The 17608-nt window shown below is 57.0% G+C and carries 22 protein-coding genes; 19 read left to right on the top strand and 3 right to left on the bottom strand.

Annotation, left to right across the window (positions count from 1 at the left end):
• Nucleotides 1-141 precede the first annotated feature (141 nt).
• A complete protein-coding gene (sufB, locus tag CIC07_RS18425; RefSeq protein WP_076353976.1) occupies nt 142-1539 on the top strand; it encodes a Fe-S cluster assembly protein SufB in 1398 nt (465 codons plus the stop codon).
• Nucleotides 1540-1610: 71 nt separating this feature from the next.
• Here the strand turns inward: sufB and CIC07_RS18420 are convergent, their stop codons facing one another.
• The 3 genes from CIC07_RS18420 to CIC07_RS18410 all read right to left on the bottom strand — a co-directional run bounded on the left by CIC07_RS18420 (nt 1611) and on the right by CIC07_RS18410 (nt 3597).
• Nucleotides 1611-2465, bottom strand: a complete 855-nt coding sequence (locus CIC07_RS18420) for a manganese catalase family protein (protein ID WP_076353978.1) — start codon at nt 2463-2465, stop codon at nt 1611-1613.
• Between the two features lie 235 nt (nt 2466-2700).
• On the bottom strand, nt 2701-3174 hold the full coding sequence (locus CIC07_RS18415; protein ID WP_076353980.1) for an ImmA/IrrE family metallo-endopeptidase: 474 nt from the start codon (nt 3172-3174) through the stop codon (nt 2701-2703).
• A 24-nt stretch (nt 3175-3198) separates the two neighbouring features.
• The gene (locus CIC07_RS18410) at nt 3199-3597 is read right to left on the bottom strand and encodes a helix-turn-helix domain-containing protein (RefSeq protein ID WP_157741939.1); all 399 of its coding nucleotides are present in this window, start codon (nt 3595-3597) and stop codon (nt 3199-3201) included.
• A gap of 302 nt (nt 3598-3899) precedes the next feature.
• On the opposite strand from CIC07_RS18410, the gene CIC07_RS18405 reads away from it, so the two are divergent.
• The 18 genes from CIC07_RS18405 to CIC07_RS18320 all read left to right on the top strand — a co-directional run bounded on the left by CIC07_RS18405 (nt 3900) and on the right by CIC07_RS18320 (nt 17605).
• Nucleotides 3900-4604 (top strand): hypothetical protein, encoded by a 705-nt coding sequence (locus CIC07_RS18405; RefSeq protein ID WP_083687873.1) that lies wholly within the window; start codon nt 3900-3902, stop codon nt 4602-4604.
• Between the two features lie 381 nt (nt 4605-4985).
• Nucleotides 4986-5393, top strand: a complete 408-nt coding sequence (locus CIC07_RS18400) for an HK97 gp10 family phage protein (protein WP_076353984.1) — start codon at nt 4986-4988, stop codon at nt 5391-5393.
• Nucleotides 5390-5836: a phage tail terminator family protein gene (locus CIC07_RS18395; RefSeq protein WP_076353986.1), complete on the top strand. Its 447-nt coding sequence runs from the start codon at nt 5390-5392 to the stop codon at nt 5834-5836. The genes CIC07_RS18400 and CIC07_RS18395 overlap by 4 nt, the downstream gene beginning before the upstream one ends.
• The gene (locus tag CIC07_RS18390; protein ID WP_076353988.1) at nt 5814-6008 is read left to right on the top strand and encodes a hypothetical protein; all 195 of its coding nucleotides are present in this window, start codon (nt 5814-5816) and stop codon (nt 6006-6008) included. Before CIC07_RS18395 ends, CIC07_RS18390 begins: the two co-directional genes overlap by 23 nt.
• Before the next feature lie 25 nt (nt 6009-6033).
• Complete coding sequence (locus CIC07_RS18385) at nt 6034-7323, top strand: phage tail sheath family protein (protein WP_327205361.1); 1290 nt, start codon at nt 6034-6036, stop codon at nt 7321-7323.
• A 1-nt stretch (nt 7324) separates the two neighbouring features.
• Entirely contained in the window at nt 7325-7795 is a 471-nt protein-coding gene (locus tag CIC07_RS18380; RefSeq protein WP_076353992.1) for a phage tail tube protein, read from the top strand.
• 19 nt (nt 7796-7814) lie between these two features.
• Nucleotides 7815-8234: a phage tail assembly chaperone gene (locus CIC07_RS18375; RefSeq protein WP_076353994.1), complete on the top strand. Its 420-nt coding sequence runs from the start codon at nt 7815-7817 to the stop codon at nt 8232-8234.
• A 207-nt stretch (nt 8235-8441) separates the two neighbouring features.
• Nucleotides 8442-10688 (top strand): phage tail tape measure protein, encoded by a 2247-nt coding sequence (locus CIC07_RS18370; protein WP_076353996.1) that lies wholly within the window; start codon nt 8442-8444, stop codon nt 10686-10688.
• 57 nt (nt 10689-10745) lie between these two features.
• Entirely contained in the window at nt 10746-11555 is an 810-nt protein-coding gene (locus CIC07_RS18365; protein ID WP_234992863.1) for a LysM peptidoglycan-binding domain-containing protein, read from the top strand.
• Nucleotides 11556-11569: 14 nt separating this feature from the next.
• Entirely contained in the window at nt 11570-12541 is a 972-nt protein-coding gene (locus tag CIC07_RS18360) for an XkdQ/YqbQ family protein (protein ID WP_234992864.1), read from the top strand.
• The gene (locus CIC07_RS18355; RefSeq protein ID WP_076356777.1) at nt 12528-12824 is read left to right on the top strand and encodes a DUF2577 domain-containing protein; all 297 of its coding nucleotides are present in this window, start codon (nt 12528-12530) and stop codon (nt 12822-12824) included. Before CIC07_RS18360 ends, CIC07_RS18355 begins: the two co-directional genes overlap by 14 nt.
• Nucleotides 12821-13210: a DUF2634 domain-containing protein gene (locus CIC07_RS18350; protein WP_076353998.1), complete on the top strand. Its 390-nt coding sequence runs from the start codon at nt 12821-12823 to the stop codon at nt 13208-13210. The genes CIC07_RS18355 and CIC07_RS18350 overlap by 4 nt, the downstream gene beginning before the upstream one ends.
• Entirely contained in the window at nt 13207-14286 is a 1080-nt protein-coding gene (locus CIC07_RS18345; RefSeq protein ID WP_083687875.1) for a baseplate J/gp47 family protein, read from the top strand. Before CIC07_RS18350 ends, CIC07_RS18345 begins: the two co-directional genes overlap by 4 nt.
• On the top strand, nt 14279-14878 hold the full coding sequence (locus CIC07_RS18340) for a putative phage tail protein (RefSeq protein ID WP_234992865.1): 600 nt from the start codon (nt 14279-14281) through the stop codon (nt 14876-14878). The genes CIC07_RS18345 and CIC07_RS18340 overlap by 8 nt, the downstream gene beginning before the upstream one ends.
• Nucleotides 14879-15039: 161 nt before the next feature.
• A complete protein-coding gene (locus CIC07_RS18335) occupies nt 15040-16506 on the top strand; it encodes a hypothetical protein (protein WP_076354000.1) in 1467 nt (488 codons plus the stop codon).
• A gap of 22 nt (nt 16507-16528) precedes the next feature.
• Nucleotides 16529-16915, top strand: coding sequence for a hypothetical protein (locus CIC07_RS18330; RefSeq protein WP_076354002.1), 387 nt, complete (start codon nt 16529-16531; stop codon nt 16913-16915).
• Between the two features lie 20 nt (nt 16916-16935).
• Complete coding sequence (locus CIC07_RS18325) at nt 16936-17190, top strand: hypothetical protein (protein ID WP_139334400.1); 255 nt, start codon at nt 16936-16938, stop codon at nt 17188-17190.
• A gap of 211 nt (nt 17191-17401) precedes the next feature.
• On the top strand, nt 17402-17605 hold the full coding sequence (locus CIC07_RS18320) for a hypothetical protein (protein WP_139334401.1): 204 nt from the start codon (nt 17402-17404) through the stop codon (nt 17603-17605).
• The last annotated feature ends 3 nt before the right edge of the window (nt 17606-17608 follow it).

The following is a 17608-nucleotide window of genomic DNA, read 5'->3' as shown; positions in this document are numbered from 1 at the left end:
CTTGATTGCAGCCCGCTTTTGCGGCGGCTTTGGTTGGCGACTTTCCGTTAGGCAGGACAACGCAGAAAGCAATGAGTTTGTTTTCGGAGTGAATACTGTGCAATAGAGAGTTCCAATCCCATAACAAGGAGCGTGAAAACCATGGCAAAATCGATGCCGGAAATGGAAGAATACAAATACGGATTCCGCGACGAGCACAAATCAATTTTCCAGTCGGGCAAAGGCCTGACGCCGGAAATCGTCCGCACGATCTCCGAAATGAAAGGCGAGCCGGAATGGATGCTTAAATTCCGCCTCAAGTCCTTGGAGCAATTCAACAAAATGCCGATGCCGACATGGGGCGGCAACATGGACGATCTTGATTTCAACGACATCCAGTACTACGTCAAGCCTTCCGAGAAGCAAGGCAAGACATGGGAAGAGGTGCCGCAGGAAATCAAGGAGACGTTCGACAAGCTGGGCATTCCGGAAGCCGAGCAGAAGTTCCTCGCCGGCGTATCCGCCCAGTACGAGTCCGAGGTCGTCTACCACAGCATGCAGGAAGACCTCGAGAAGCAGGGCGTCATCTTCATGGATACCGACTCGGCTATCCGCGAGCATCCCGAGATTTTCCGCGAGCACTTCGGTACGGTCATTCCTCCGGCGGACAACAAGTTCGCGGCGCTGAACAGCGCGGTATGGTCCGGCGGCAGCTTCATCTATGTGCCTAAAGGCGTCAAATGCGAGGTGCCTCTGCAGGCTTACTTCCGCATCAACTCCGAGAACATGGGCCAATTCGAGCGCACGCTCATCATCGCCGACGAAGACAGCTTCGTGCACTACGTCGAGGGCTGCACGGCTCCGGTCTACAGCACGAACTCGCTGCACAGCGCAGTCGTCGAGATCATCGTGAAGAAGAACGCTCGCGTCCGCTACACGACGATCCAGAACTGGGCTCCGAACATCTACAACCTCGTCACCAAACGCGCCGTTGCCGAAGAGAACGCCACGATGGAGTGGGTCGACGGCAACATCGGCTCCAAGCTGACGATGAAATACCCGGCTGTCGTCCTGAAGGGCCGCGGAGCGAAAGGCATGGTTCTGTCCATCGCCGTCGCAGGCAAAGGCCAGCATCAGGATGCCGGCGCGAAGATGATCCACCTGGCGCCGGACACGACGTCGACGATCGTCTCCAAGTCGATCTCCAAGCACGGCGGCAAGGTTTCCTACCGGGGCCTCTGCTCCTTCGGACGCAACGCCGAGGGCGCCAAAGCCAACATCAAATGCGATACGCTCATTCTCGACAACCAGTCCACCTCCGACACGATCCCGTACAACGAGATCATGAACGACAACGTGACGCTCGAGCATGAGGCGACCGTCTCCAAAGTTTCCGAGGACCAGCTCTTCTACCTGATGAGCCGCGGCCTGACGGAAGCCGAGGCGACGCAGATGATCGTCATGGGCTTCATCGAGCCGTTCACCAAGGAGTTGCCGATGGAATACGCGGTCGAGATGAACCGTCTCATCAAGTTCGAGATGGAAGGCTCGATCGGGTAACTCGCTCCTCCTTTCATATCCAAGCCAAAAACAGCCATCCCACCCGGGACGGCTGTTTTTTTCGGGACTTATCAGTTGCTCATATCCGTTATTCCCGGTGCATGCTCGTTCGGCATATCGGGGTTGAAAGGCACCGGATAACCTTGCGGCGGAGGCGTGACCTGCAGCTCGCCGCCGTTGCGGCTTGGCGTCTGTCCGCTGAAAATCTCTCCGATGCGGGTGTCGTCGAGGCGGTAGTTGAACTGCGCGTTGTGGAAGCCCATCTCCACATACTTCCGGCATTCCGGATATTTATTGAGATCGTAGTTCGGCACCGGGAACAGCTTGCCCCAGCTGACGCCGAGGGTCTCAAGCGCCTTGGCGAACGCGTTCTGATGCGCGTTGTCCCGCACGATCAGAAATCCGAGCGTCTCCCGGAACGTCTTGTTGGAGCTCATCTCATAGATGCGGGATTTTTGAAGGACGCCGGTCGATTCCAGGACGACGTTGTTGAGCAGATCGGCGATCAGGTTCCCGTGGTTGTATACATAGCTGCCCAGCCATGGATTGCCTGCGGCATCGACCGGGAGGGAGCCTTGGGCGCCCATGATGTAATGATGCGGATTGGCATGCTTGATGGCTTCGTCCAGAGGCGCTCCATCGACGCCGGCCCGACCCGGAGTTTCCTCTCCCGCGCCGGTGAGCAGCTGGTTGATCGTCGTCTGGACGAGCTCGACATGGGCGATTTCCTCCAGGAAGACGCCGCGGATCAAGTCCCGGTACTGGGTCGCTTTTCCCCGGAAGTTGCTGCTTTGGAAAAAGTACTGCATCATCGTCCTCATCTCGCCGAACTGCCCGCCCAAAGCTTCTTGCAGAACCTTGGCAGCGGCCGGATCCGGCTTGTCGGGCACGATCATGTTGATCAGATCTTCTTTGTAGAAATACATGGGGGCCATCCTCCTCGGAAGCGTAAGATATCGACCGTTTAGTTTGATCTTTTTCCAGCTGTTTGATTCTTCTTGGCTTCTTCTCTGTGAGGGATAGCCTCTGCATGGCGACATTATTGACAAGAAGCGATGCTGCGACTCGTGAATGCGGGCATATGTCGGCTGCACCGTTGTGCAGGACAGCAAAGAGGCCGGCGCCTTCATGGCGCCGGCCTCTTTGCTTGCATGGAAGGATTCATTTGCCGAACATTTCCGCGATGCCGAGCGGATCGAAGTAGAGGCAGCAGCTTCCCAGCATGACCATCTGTCCGTATTTTTCCTGGTAATGGACGATCGATCTCCCCAGGAACTCCTCCGTAACCTCGAGATAGTCCGCAATCTCGAAGGCGTTGCGGCAGCCCGCGCGGTAGGCGTCGACAAAGTCGTCCAAAGGAATCAGCTTCTCGTAAGCCCAATTGCGGGCTCTCTTTTCCTGCTTGCGGTTGACCAGCTTGGACTGATCGGTGATGTCGCCCGCCGTCGTATGATAATGGCCCAGCTCCTCGGCGAGAATGCAGCCCTTCTCGGCTGCGGTGGGGATATTCCGGTTCAGCAGGATGGCCTGGCTGGATTTGCTCTCGATATAGAGTCCTTTGATTTTTTCCGGCAAATCGGCCTTTTCACTCAGAAAGACGGGCGTTTCCCGCAGCAGGCTTTCATATTTCGTCATGAACCCTCTCTCCTAAACCGAATGCTATTTTTTGGACAAGGCGATGCGCATCGCCAGCTTGATCTGCTCCAGCTCCTGGCTGGACAGCGGTCCTTCATGGCCGATCCGGTGAGCGGCCAGAGTCAGGATCTCATCATCGCTGAAATCGTTCTCGAGCGTCCGCAGGCCGCCTTCCGACGCTGCCCTCGGACCGGCCTCTCCTGCAGGAGCGGCTTCAAAGCGGCCTGTCGGCCTCCCAAGCAAATAATCGGACGAAACGCCGAGAATATCGGACAGCTGGTTGAGCTTGTCGCTCGGGGGAGCGCTCTTGTCCCGTTCATAGCTGGAAATATTGGCCTCCGTCATTTGCAGCCTGGCGGCAAGCTGCATTTGCGTCAGCCCTCGTTTGATCCGGTATTCCCGTATTCGTTTGCCTAATGACATGTCAGCGACCTCCGTCCTCTCATGTTTCAGCTCTTGCTCAAATATAATTTGAGTGCTATAGTAGGGATACGTTTCGCGGATAACCAGCATTTGGACGGTCTGGATGCAGTCAAGGAATGCTGTCTTCGAATGAAGAAGGACAAGGAGCTGCAAAGGATAGTGTCTCGCATCCACTCAAATTATATTTTACTTACAGCCTCGATTATAAAAGGAAAGCGCCGAAAGCACAAGCAGGCCGGTCAAAAGAGGCCATGTCTGCACCGAACTCAAATTTAGTTTGAGAAATCCAAGGGGGAATTCAGATGGAAATCGGAAAGCAAGGCGAAAGGATGCCGGCCGCCGCACTCGCCCGCAAGCCGATCGAGGAACAGGTCGGGGAGCTGGACAACAAGCAGGTCGAGAGCCTCGTCCGGGATGCGGCCAGACGATACCGATCGATCGGCGTTCAAGCGAAGGCTCTGGGCAATTACTCGATTGGCGGCGGCATGACGGTCAGCCGTCTCAACCAGGAGGATCAGCTTCAGGATTTGCACAAGCGTCTGCGCTCCATGCCTTCCTATATGTATTTGAACGCTCATGAGCAAAAGCTGGAGACGGTTGCCCACGCCTACCTGGACAAGTACCCGTCGGGCACGAAAGCTCAGCTGGCCGCCATCCCGAAAAAGGGCGCCGATCTGGAGGATGACCGGCTGCTGCGGGAGCTGAGAAGCAAAGTCGAGAAGGTGGTCGAGGCGAGAGCGGGGCGGCAGGGAGATTATGACGCGGTGCTCGAAAGAATGGCGAAGCTGCAGGCGCTGCTGGAGGAGAAGGAGCAGACGGACGAAGCGGTCCGGCTTGTGGAGGAGGAGCGGGAAGGCTTCGGCCGGCTGATTCGGCTGTATTATATGGAGCAAAGGACGGCGGACTCCGCAGCCATGTCTCTATGCGTCTCGAGGCCGACCTTCTTCCGCTGGAAGCCGCAGGCGGCCAGGATGTTTCTCCGGGTGCTGGAATGGCAGCGGGGGTGAAGGGAGCTTGAAGGAGAGGGCGTCTTGGAGTGAAAGAATTAAGGGAGCAAGGAAACTTAGGGAGCAAGGAAACGAACAGGCAAGAGAAGGTCACCCATTCCGAAACGGCGAGGGGCATGACAGGGAACAACCAAGGCAAGCTTCCGGATTTCGGAGCTTGCCTTTTTCATTGCGCTAGACAGGCGGAATGGCGGACTTGAATCGGGATGAGACGGTTTCGAGACGGGAATGAGACGGATATGAGCCTTTGAGGCGGGTTTGGACGTGCTAATATGCTAGTATCAGGAACGATGAAAAGAGGGAAGCCGTCCGGCATACAGGACGGCTTCCTTTCGTTTCTTCCAAGCCTGATGACTGATCTGGACGAAAGGAGGAATGGCCATGTCCGCTATGGGCGCGATAACCGTAGACGATCCGGAAGGCCTTCAAAAACGGTTGAAGGCTCTGGAGAAGGAGTGGCCGGCGCTGATGGACCGAATGCTGGCCGAGGAAGCCGGCAAGCTGGCCGACATGGCTGCGGAACGTACTCCGCCCTTATGGGCGGGCAGCCGCCGAGGCTGGAAAACCGGTGTCGTCAAGAGGGGCGGGGCGCAGATGAGCGTGGATGTCTACCACCCGGATCCCGCGGCTGCGAAGCTTGAATATGGGAGCCGCGATAGCGGCGTCCGGCAGCAAGGCCGCTTCATGCTGGCGCTGGCTTTGTCCCGGCTGGAAAGGGAATGGCCCGCAACGCTCGGACAAGCGCTTGATGCCGTGCTCAGCGGCGAGGGAGGAGCGGGACGAGGATGACAGCGATGAAGCAAGTGGCGCTGGCCGTTTCCCGTTCGCTGCAGGCCGAATTTCCCGGCATTCCCGTCATCAGCGCCGAGGAGCCGGGCGGCGGGCCTCCGGCCGCGGGAGCGTATTTCGAGGTGAGGCTGCTGGCAGGAAGCCGTCAGCGCCAGCTCGGAGGGCGCTGGCGGCAATCGGACACTCTGCTCGTCGCCCACCGTCCGGCCGAAGGCGCGCAGGCGGCGACGCCGGCGGATTCCCTTTACCGCCTGCTGGACCTTGTCGTCCTGCCGGACGGAACGGCTGCCAGGGGGAGCGGCATCAGCCACGAGCTGGCGGACGGCATGCTGTATGCCAAGGCCGCCTATGTTTCATTCGGCGTGGAGCAGCAAGAGCCGGGCATCATGATGCACAAATTAATGGAGGAGGTTGAGCCGATTGGCCCGACAAAACAAGGATGAGAACGGCGTGCCGGAAGAGCAGGCCGCCTACGGCAAGGAACAGCTGCTGGCAAGCGAGCTCTACTTCCCGCTGCGCGATCTGCTGACCGTGCTGCTGGAGGACGGAGCTTCTTATACGAAAGAGCAAGTAGCGGAAAAAGTGGATCAGTTCATGAAAAGGGAGGCCGTATAACATGGCAGGAGGCACATTCACAGCAATGAACAAGGTAAGGCCTGGCGTCTATATCAATTTCGCAACGAGCGGAGCTCCGGTTGTTCTCGGAGAGCGGGGAACGGTAGCGCTCGCGCTTCCGCTGTCCTGGGGAGCTCCGACCGCGCTGACGGTGCTGGATGCGGGAGAGGATACGACGGCGAAGCTCGGCTACAGTCTGGCGGCTCCGGAAATGCTGCTGGTCCGCGAGGCGTTCAAGCGCGCCAGCCGGCTGCTGCTGTACCGCCTGAACGGCGGCACGGCGGCCAAGGTGACGAGCGGCACGCTGACCGCCACAGCCAAATACGCCGGCGTCCGCGGCAACGCTCTGTCGATTGTCATTGCGGCGAGCGTGGACAAGGTCGGCCAATTCGACGTCACGACGATGCTCGAAGGCGCCACTGTGAACAAGCAGACGGTGGCGAACATCGCCGGGCTGGCGGCGACCGACTGGATCGTCTGGAGCGGGACCGGCGAGCTGGCTGCGACAGCGGGAGCGCCGCTGATCGGCGGCGCCGACGGAACGGTGACGAACCAGAACTATACGGATTTCCTCGCGGCCATCGAGCTGCAGGATTTCAATACGGTCGTGTATACGGGAACCGATGCCGTCATCAAGGGCCTCTTCGCCGCCTTCGTCCGCCGCATGCGAGAGGATGAAGGACGCAAGATCCAGACTGTGCTGGAAAATTACACGACAGCCAATGACGAAGGCGTCATCAGCGTCAAAAACGGCGTCAAGCTGGACAACGGAACCGTACTCAGCGCCGGCCAGACCGCGGTGTGGGCAGCAGCCGCTACGGCTGCGGCAGCGGCGAATGAATCGCTGACCTATTCCCGCTACGAGGGAGCGGTCGATGCGTCGCCGCGCCTGACGAGCTCGGCGACGACCGCCGCCCTGCAAGGCGGCGAATTCCTGTTCACGGCACGCGGCGGCGGCGTCGTGGTGGAGCAGGACATCAACTCCTACCGGACGCCGACGGCGCAGAAGGGCAAGGTGTTCGGCAAAAATGCGGCTTTGCGCGTGCTGGACGGGCTGGCCAACGATTTCAAGAACACGTTCGAGAGCTTCTATATCGGGAAAATGGCCAACAACGACAACGGCCGCTCCCTCTTCCGCAAGGACTGCGTGAAGCTGATGGAGCAGTATCAGTCCATCGGCGCCATCCAGAACTTCGATTCCGCCCAGGATATCGGCGTGTCGCAGGGAGCGGAGCCGGATACGGTCGTCGTGAACGCATCCGTCCAGCCGGTCGACTCGATCGAAAAAATCTACATGAAAGTACAGGTGAAGTAAAATGACGACTTCTTTTCTGAGAGCCGGGGATACTCTTTCCGGATATTCGGGTACGGCATTCGCCACGATCGACGGACAGAACGTCGAAATGTTCTTTGTCAAAAACCTCCGTGCCACGGCGAAGAAAAACAAGGCCGACATCAAGACGCTCGGCAACCGCAACACGCAGAAAAAAGCGACCGGCTGGGAGGGCACCGGGACGATGACGATCTATTACGTCACTTCCCGATTCCGCGAGATGATGGAGAAATATATCCACAAGGGTATCGACACGTACTTCGACATCACCATCACGAACGAGGACCCGGCATCCACCATCGGCAAGCAGGTCGTCTCCCTGATCGGCGTCAATCTCGACGAGATCGTCATGGCCGCCCTCGATGTGGAGTCCGACGCGCTGGACGAGGAAGTGCCGTTCACATTCCATAACGTTCTGATCACCGACACGTTCACCGACCCGATCCCGGGCTAATCCAAAGGAGGAAGCATTCATGAGCATGAAACTGTTTTTTGCCGACAGCGCCGTCAAGGCGGAGCCGCAGGATGTCGTCGTTTCGGACCGTTATCTCGATGCCTCCGGGCGTCCGGTCGCCTGGAAGCTGCGCGCGATCTCCGAAGAGCTGAATGAAGAGATCCGCAGCGCCTCGACCAAGCGGACAAAAGGAAAAGGGAGCTCGGGCGTGCCCGAGCTCGACTACAACGCCTACCTCGGCCGGATGGTCGCCGCTTGCGTCGTCTACCCCGACCTGAACGACGCCGAGCTGCAGCAATCCTACGGCGTCCGGGGGGCTTCGTCCGTCGTGCGCAAAATGCTGCTCGCGGGCGAGTTCGCCAACCTGGCGGCCAAGGTGCAGGAAATCAACGGCTTCGACCGCGATGTCAGCGAGATTTCCGATGAAGTAAAAAACTGATCGACGAGGGCGATGCGGAGTGGAATTACGCCTACTTCGCCCTCAATGAATACAAGCTGATGCCTTGGGAATTCGCCGCGCTGACCGCGCGGCAAAAAGGGGCGCTGATCGGGATGGTGCGGGCGCGTCTGGAAGCCGAGAAGAGATCGCGGCTCCAGTCGTCCGCCGGTTCCCGCAGACGTTAGCAGCAAGGAAAGGAGGAATGAAATGGCGACTTTACAGGCGACATTGGTGCTGTACGACCGGTTCTCCGCCACCCTGAAGCAGGTGAACAAAACGCTGGAGCAGACGATCAAGCTGACCGACAAGCTGCAGGCCAAGCTGGGAAAAACGCTGGATGTGCGGATCCGGACCGATTCGGCCTCGCGGCAGCTGAATTCGATGCAGAAGCGGATCATGGCGATGAATAAAAGCAACCTCGTTCTGAACGGAGTCCGAATCCGAATCGACGGGGCTGCGCTGCGTTCCCAAATTCAAGCCGTGCTGGATTCGGGGCCGTTCAAGATCAAGCTGGCGGCCGATGTATCCAGCCCGGGCGGCGGGGCGTCTTCGGGGAGCGGTATAGGCTCCGCGCTCAAGGGGGTCTGGTCCGGGCTCAAGGGAGCGTTCGATAAAATCGCTCCGATCTTCAAGGAATCGGTCGGCGGGGCTATGGAGCGCAAACGGCAAATCGATGCTTATTCGGCCCGTGCCGGAAGCGATACCGGCGGCCAGGTCATTTTCGATGCCGTCAATAAGCAGGCCTTGAAGGCCAATTACGATCCGGCCGAAGCCCATAAATCGGCGATGTCGATGATCGGAACGACAACCGATCCGGCGATGCTGACGGCGCTCAACGGCATCGCCATGAGAATGCAGAAGCTGAACCCGTCCAAAAATCTGGAGTCGGCTACCGGCTCGCTCAAAGGGTTGATGAACGGCGATTCCAAGGCTTTTCTGGAAGGCTCGGGCATCAGCCAGAACAAACTGGACGACAGCGGCGCCATGAAAAAGGCGGCGGAAGGGGATCTGACCGGCTTTCTCGCTTCGATGGACAGCTTGCTGAGCAAGCAAGGGATGAGCCAGGAAAGCTTTGAGAAGGTGACGAACACTCCGGCTGCCCAAGTGGAAGGCTTCAAGCAGCACATCAATGACGGCAAGGCGCAAGCCGGCATGCCGGCTCTCGAGGCTCTCATGCCTACGCTCGACAAGCTGAGCGAGGCTTTCAACGCCGGCAAGTTCGATCCGTTCTTCGAGGCGCTTTCAGCCGGTCTGTGGGTGGTGGCGGAGCTGCTCAGCCTTGCGGCGGATGCGGCCTTTTTCCTGATGGATGTGTTCGCGAACAACGGCGATGCCGTCATTGCCATTCTCGCCGGTCTGGGGGCAGTCGTTATTCCGCTGATGATCGGCCAATTATGGGCGATGCTGCCGGCCTTGTGGGCGATGGTCGCTCCGGTGCTGTCGACGGCGGCAGCCTGGCTGGCGATGAACTGGCCAATCCTGCTGATCATAGCTGTCATCGGCGGGCTCGTGTACCTCATGCTGAGCATGGGGGCGACGGTGGGAGAAATCATCGGAGGCGTCATCGGAGCCTTCTATATGCTGGGCGGAGCCATTTACAACATCATCGCGGTTTGTTGGAATCTCTTTGCCAGCTTCGCCGATTTCATCATCAATCTGTTCGTCGACCCGGTATTTACGGTCCAGAAGCTGTTCTATGATCTGGCCGCCTTCTTCGGCAATGCCATGTACCAGATGCTTTACGGCGCCGAAACTTTTGCCGGAGGCTTCATGAAGGTCATTCTGGAAGGAATCAACGTTGTTCTGGATGGATTCAACGGGCTTCTCGGCCTGTACAACAAGCTTACCGGCTCCGACATCAAGCCGGTGGATCCGTTCAAAACGGATAATATCCATGCGATCAGCGACAAATACAAGGATATGATGGGCAAGTACCTGAAGGAGCCGGAAGGGAAAAGCAAAAAACACCTCCCAAGAATGGATATGGCGAATCTGCAGGACCTCAACAAAAAAGGGATGGATACGGGGATAAACCTGACGGGCAAAGTCGCTAAATTTGCCGGCAGCTTCGACTTTTCGGCCGGTCCCAAGGATGCAGACAAATACAAAGGCGCAACCAACTTCCCTCCGCAGGACAAAAACGGCGCCCAAGCCAAAACGGAAGCGCTGACCGGCTTCGGGGCTGCCGGCAAGGGCGGCATCGGCACCATCGACAAGGTCGGCGAAGTCGGCAGCGTCAAGGATGAGGTGAACATCGGCAGCGAGGATCTCAAGGTCATGCGCGACATGGCCGAGATCAAGGCGCTCCAGAACTTCGTCACCTTGACGCCGACCGTTCAGGTCACGACCGGCCCTGTCATGAAGGAGATGGATGTCGATCAGATCATCGGCAAAATCGACGCCTACATGGTGCAGGAGCTGAGCGCCTCGGCGCAGGGAAGCTTTGGCGTTTAAGCCCGCTTGGCCGTGGAATAAGAGAAAGACGGCATAAAGTCGCAAAGGAGGTTGGGAGTGAGCATTCCATCGGTAAAAACAGCGGAAGATCCCGGAGTCAGCGAGAAAGTCATACCGGTTCTGCTTCCCTACACGATCTGGCTCAGCTGGGACAATGGCAAGGAGGGATTTCCGCTTCCGGTCATGCCGGAAAAGATCAGCATCAGCCGCGGCGGCAGGTCGAGCGACTTTCAAGTGCTCGGGATCGGGAGCGTTTCGGTGCCGGAGAGTCCCGAGCTCGCCGAAATCAGCTTCGAGAGCTTTTTTCCGCAGCAGGATACCTACCCGTTCATTCACCCTTACTATTCGAAAAAGGAAAAGGAAGTGATGAAGGACGAGGTCATCATCAAGCAATACTTCGAGCTTCTGCCGCCAAGCTCCTACGTCCAATCCATGAATAAATGGATGGCCAGCGGGTATCCGATCCGGGTCATCTACATCGGCGCCAATGCGAACAAAGGCAATATCGTCAATCTGCCGATGACGATCGAATCGTTCGAGCGTTACGAGGAGGCGGGCTCGGTGGGAGATGTGTTCTACTCCCTGAAGCTCAAGGAATATGCCTTCTTCTCTCCTCGCAAAGTTAAGGCGGTCCAGAAAAACGGGCAGACGGCGCTGCGCAAGGAGGCTTCCGCCCGCTCGGATGAAAGAATCCCGGCGCAGAAGTACGTCCTGCGTGCCGGCGATACGCTGATCGGAGTGGCCAAGTCGCAGCTGGGCGATTCCGGCCGCTGGCGTGAAATCCAAAAGCTCAACGGCATTAAGGATTCCGAGCTGAATCGGCTGCAGACCGGACGCACGCTGCAGCTGCCGCCGAAAAAGAGGTGAGGGCGCTGTACGAAGTGTTGATCGACAATCTGGACGGCACGTTATGGAACGTGACGGAATCCATCTCCCAAATGACCTGGAAGACAAGCCGGATCGGCAAGCCTTCCTCTTTGGAAGCGACTCTCGTTTATGCGAAAGGAATGGATAGAGGCGGCTTCAAGGCCGAAAACGGGAATCCCATCCAAGTCAAGCTGGACGGCAAAGGCTTTTTTCTGGGGCGGATCTTCTCGGTGGACGACAGCGAGGAAGCCTCGATTGAACTGCTCGCCTATGATCAGCTGCGCTATCTGAGCGAGAGCGACACGTATATCCGCAAAAACATTCGGGCGGACGAGGTCATCCTCGACCAATGCAAGGCGATCGGACTGACGGTCGGCAAGCTGGCGAACACGGTCCACCGCATTCCGAAGGTTTCCGAGGATGGGCAGAAGCGCATCGACATCGTCAGCCGGGCTCTGGATTCGACGTTGATGGCCAGCGGAGACCTGTATGTGCTTTATGATGATTTCGGCAAGGTGACGCTGACTCATGTGCGCGATATGGCGGCGGATGTCGTGCTTGGAGACGAGAGCCTCGTATACGGCTACAAGCGCAAGAAAAGCATCGAGGACGATACGTTCAACTTCATCAAGCTGGCCCGGGACAATAAAGACGGCGTCCGGCAGGAGTTCGTGGAGCCGGATAAAGTCTCCATGAGCAGATGGGGCAAGCTGCAATATTATCAAAAGGTCGACGAGAAATTGAACGAGCAGCAGATCAGGGAGATGGCGAAGCGGCTCCTCGCCGTGAAGAACCGGGAGCAGCAGAAGTTCTCGCTCGAAGCGCTCGGCTATCCGGGACTCCGGGCAGGCATGAAGGTCCAGGTCACGGTGGACAAGCTGGGGCTGAGCCGGTTTTTCCTGATCGAGGAATGCACCCACAAGCTCGATGGGAACAAGCATACGATGTCATTGGAAATGAAGGTGGTTGCCGATGGGCCTGAATGATTCCGTCAAAGCCATTGCCGAGGGCTGCGTCAACGCCATGAAGCTGGCCGACGTCATGCCGGGAGTCGTCATGTCGGCTGAGCCGCTGGTCGTCCGCGCCGATCAGCGGCTGAATCTCGATGACGATTTCCTGATTGTGCCGGAGCATCTGACCGAGCAGAAGATCATGGTCGGAGGATCGGAGATTCTGCTGCGCAAAGGTCTCGAAGACGGGGATCGGGTCGTGCTGATCCGGCAGCAGGGAGCTTTGAATTTCTACGTGGCAGGGAGGCTGGCGCCATGATGAAGGTGGAAGGCGCCTCGCTCGGAGCCGCCATCGACGAAGAGCTTCAGACGAGCCGCACTTATCGGCTGGATCTGGACAACGGGCGCATCGCCGGGAGGATCGATTCCCTGGATGCGATGGAGCAGGCCGTGTACAAGATTTTGGACACGGACCGGTTTGCTCATTTCATTTATTCGGATAATTACGGGATGGAGAGACAGCTGGGACAGAGGATCGTGCATGATCTGGAACGCCTCGTGACCGAAGCGCTGCTGGCGGACGACCGCATTACGGGGGTCGAGGAGTTCCGCATGGAAGCGTCCGGGGACGAGGCGCATGTTTCATTCCGGGTACGGTCCGTGTTCGGGAGCCTATCCGTCTCTTATGGGAGGAAGCCGGAATGAAGCTGTACGAAGACCGCAATTTCGAGACGATTCTGGAGGAAATGCTGGCCTTGGCGCCGGATGAGCTGGACAAGAGGGAGGGCAGCATCCTCTTTGACGCGCTGGCTCCGGCCGCGCGCAAGCTGGCGGAGGCTTATGCCGAGATGGGCCGGCAGAACCTGCTCGGCTATGCGCATACATCCAGCGGAGAAGAGCTGCGGGCAAGGGGGGCGGACTTCGGCGTCGATCCGCTGCCTGCGGAGTCCGCCGTGCGAGAGGGAGTATTCGCGGATGGTGCCGGAGCTCCGCTTGATGTGGCTGCAGGCAGCCTGTTCGGAGCCGGCGGCCTGCTGTTCCGCGTGCGGGGGCGGCTTGGACCGGGACGATGGGAGCTTGTATGCGAGAGCGCAGGGGAACAAGGCAATCTTCCGGCCGGTCCGCTGCTGCCGCTGGAATATGTGGACGGACTTGCTTCCGCCTCCCTTGGCGGAGTGCTGAAGCCGGGCAAGGACGAGGAGGATGACGAAGCGTTCCGTGAACGCTTTTTTGCGCATGTCCGCACGCCGCCGACGAGCGGCAACCGCGCGGCCTATCGCAGCTGGGCGCTGGAGACGGCTGGAGTCGGGGATGCCTATGTGGTGCCGGCGTGGAAGGGTCCGAATACCGTGAAGGTTCTGCTGCTGGACAAAAATAAGGTTCCCGCTTCACCCGATATCGTGAAGGCGGTCAAAAGCTACATCGATCCTGTCACCGGGCTGGGCGAGGGTATGGGCGAGGGAGCCGCTCCGGCCGGCGCGGTCGTGACGGTGGAGGCGGCTCCCCTCGTAAATGTGGAGATCGCGGCAACGGTTGCCCGGACAGGCACCAGGTCCCTGGCCCAAATCCAGGCGGAATTCACGGAGGCCGTCCGCTCCCATCTGGCGGATATCGCCTATGGCGATGATCGCAGCGTCAAGTTCGCGCGGATCGGAACGCTGCTGTTCGACACTCCGGGCGTCCAGGATTACTCCTCCTTGACGCTGAATTCCGGCAGCGTCAATGTAGCGGTTCCGGCCGGATCCGTGGCAGCGGTTAAGGCGGTGACGCTGCGTGAATGACGGCAGCGTCGCAATGGAGGAGAGGATCGGGCTATCTGACGCGACGTCCGAGCTGATGGCGGAATGGCCGGAGTATTATCAGGATGTGGGGGAGATGCAGGCTCTCGCGGCTGCCGAGGGGAGCCAGCTGGACCGGCTGCGCGCCGAGCTGGCGGAGCAGCTGCAGCAGCGCTTCGCCTCGACCGCAACCTGGGGGCTGGAGGATTGGGAGCGGGAGCTGGGCATAACCGCGCAATCGGTCATGCCGCTGGAGCAGCGCAGGGCCGTTGTGCGGTCCAAGATCCGCGGCTTCGGCAAGTTCAGCGGGCAGCTGCTCAAGTCGGTCGCCCAAGCGTACGAGAACGGACAGATCGAGGTCGGCTACGATCCGGCGGTCAGCACCTTCACGATCCGCTTCGTCAGCACGCTGGGGCTGCCGCCCAACCTGGCGGATCTCAAGGCGGCGGTCGGCGATGTTCTGCCGGCTCATTTGCTGGTGAAGTATGTTTTTCGGTATTTATTGGTGAGAGAGGTACAAGGGCTCAAGCTTCAGAATCTGGAGCTTAGGAAGCTTTCTGATTTTGCACCTTTTCTGGAGGAAAAGGGGAAATGAATGCTGCTGGTATGAAACGAGATGATGATGCGGCTTTGAATGGCGGCAGGTATCGATTCGTCAAGATGCGACAGGGATCTGGTAACTCAGGGTGTTCGAGCCACAGTAAGGAAGCGCTAATTTTCATCGTTCTTAAAAGTAGGTAGGAAAGGAATGAGGGCATGCCTGGTCAAACACCGAATTTGAATCTCTACAAGAAGAATCCGCTGACTGACGGCGAGGATACTTTCAACATCGAGACGATGCTCAATAATAACTGGGATAAGCTCGATGCGGCAGTGGGGGGAAAGGTTGATAAAGCGGCGGGTAAAGGGCTTTCTACGAATGACTATACGACTGAAGAAAAGTCGAAGCTGGACAGTCACATTATCGCTGTTGGGGCTGGCATTCACGGGGCTACAGCAGTTGCTGGTCCAAATACCATCGTTAATCGGGATGGGGCAGGTCGTACACAATTCGGTGACCCCATTGTGAATGCCGATGCTGCTACTAAAGGTTACGTCGATGGAATTGAAAACGGACTACCTATAAAGGATTCCGTGCGACTAGCGACAACGTTGAATATTACACTTTCCGGTGCCCAAACCATTGATGGCATCGTTACCGCATCTGGCGACCGAGTACTAGTCAAAGATCAAGCGACAGGAAGCCAGAATGGAATCTACGTCGTGATTACGGCTGGTGCCTGGCTACGGACGGCGGACTTTGATTCCTCTTTAGATATTGTTAATGGCGCTCTAGTTTTCATCAAAGAGGGAGCGGCAAACGGCTCGCAGTGGTGGACATTAATAAACGCAAGTGCCCCCACATTGGGAACGACGGCGCTGTCTTTTGGCCGAATAAAGGCAGGTGATGCTGCCACTGTAAATGGCAGAAGCTTTGACCAGGACGTTCGAATGACATCCAGCCCTAGCTTTACATCGTTGGTTCTAAACCGTGCTGCGACGAATACCAATGCACTTAAAGTGACTTCCAGTAGTAATGGCTGGGGATCCGGCATCATCTTCGAGAACACGGCCTCGAACGGGAAAACGTATGGAATATACTCCGGTTCCGAAGGGGATTTTCATATTGGATCGACAACCTCAGATAGCATAACGATTAAAGCAGACAAATCCGCACTGTTCTCCAGTCCCATCGTAGCTAACAGCGGTTTGACATTGCAAAATGGAACTATTGATACTCCTGATATAAATTTTAACGATACGGTGAACAAAACCCAAGTTTGGATGGACTTATATAACGAGGAATTGAGGACATACGCGTCCTATCGTAACGGTGGGACGATTTTCCCATTTCAGTTCAAGTTAGCAACACAGGAGTCTTGGTTTTTTGGTATACGAGTTGTTAGAGCGTTAACAGGGGCCTCGGTAATATCCAGCGGTGAAGGAACTTTAGATACAGGTACTGGAGGAAACCAGAATAACGTATGGGTCAACTTCCCGATATACTATGCATCTGGGACTAGACCGCTAGTATATGCGGTTTATGGGGGGGGCGTACCTGCAGGGTCTGGCTATATAAACGTGTGGGTTGACCAATCATCGGTAACCAACACAGGTTTTCATATATCGGCTGCTTCTTACCTTGGCGGAACCTTGAAGTTTAAATGGTTCGCTGTCGGATAAAAAAGAAAGGAGGATTGGACGCATGAAATATTGGTTTTTGTATTCACTTACAGATGGGGAAATTACACAGAACTATTGCGGTGATGCCGACGAGTGGACAAACATTCCAAATGGTTGCGGAGTTATCGGGCCATTAAATGATGATGAATTGGTTGAGGACGCATTTATGAATCCGCTCTATTATCAGGTAACGAACGCTACTTTAACTAAGAGGAGCAATTATGACGAATTGCGTGCAGCGTATGAGCGAAACATGCGGGTGCCACCCAGCACCGAAAAACAGTTGTGGGCTGTAAAAGCTCGAAATGAAAAACTGCAAGCCGATTTGGATAAGATCATATCTGACAACGCAGATATGACCACCCTGCTGTTGGAGCTATACGAAACTGTTTATCTTAATCAAAATTGATTGAAGGATGGTGAGCATGAGTGGCAGATATTTCAGCAATTACTCGGCAATATGCAAAGGCAGTCTTTCTGAATCAGTCTCGGACACTGAGCAGCGTACCAGTTTCGCAGAGAGAAGGAACAATTAAATACGCTGCAGGATCTTACTTTTTGGATGAAATAAAAAATGCTTTGGATGCTGGGACTATCATGCAGGAGGTATATGATGAGGTTTTGATGCTTAACCCGGACATTCTCAATCGCCCGGTTTTAGCCGAACTATTTGAATTAGGGTGAGCTTGTTTACACAGATTAATCGAGAGCAACCCGTTGAAATCACAGGAGCAGAGAGCGCCGCTTAGGCGCTCTTTTTGCTGAAAGGAGAATACTCATAGACATTCCAGCCGCGCAGCTGCAGTCGATCTCCTCTCAGGTCATAAAACTGGAGACTCTCCAGGAAGTAAACACGAAAGCCCTCACGGATATGGCTGGCAGCGTCAGCCGACTCGTGGAGCGATTGGAAAAGTCGGATGACATGGCCCGCGAGGCGGGCCAGCGAGCCCGGGCCGCGCATCATCGGATCGACGAGCTGCGCGGGCAGCTCGAAGCGATGAAGCAAGGGCAGCGCTGGATCATCACGACGTCATTTGGACTCATTGGACTGGCCGCGACGCTGCTCGGACTGGTCCTTAAATTCATCGAAGGGAGCTGAGAG

This window comes from Paenibacillus sp. RUD330 (assembly GCF_002243345.2).
Lineage (GTDB): Bacteria > Bacillota > Bacilli > Paenibacillales > Paenibacillaceae > Paenibacillus_O.
This window is presented reverse-complemented; position numbering and strand designations above follow the sequence as displayed.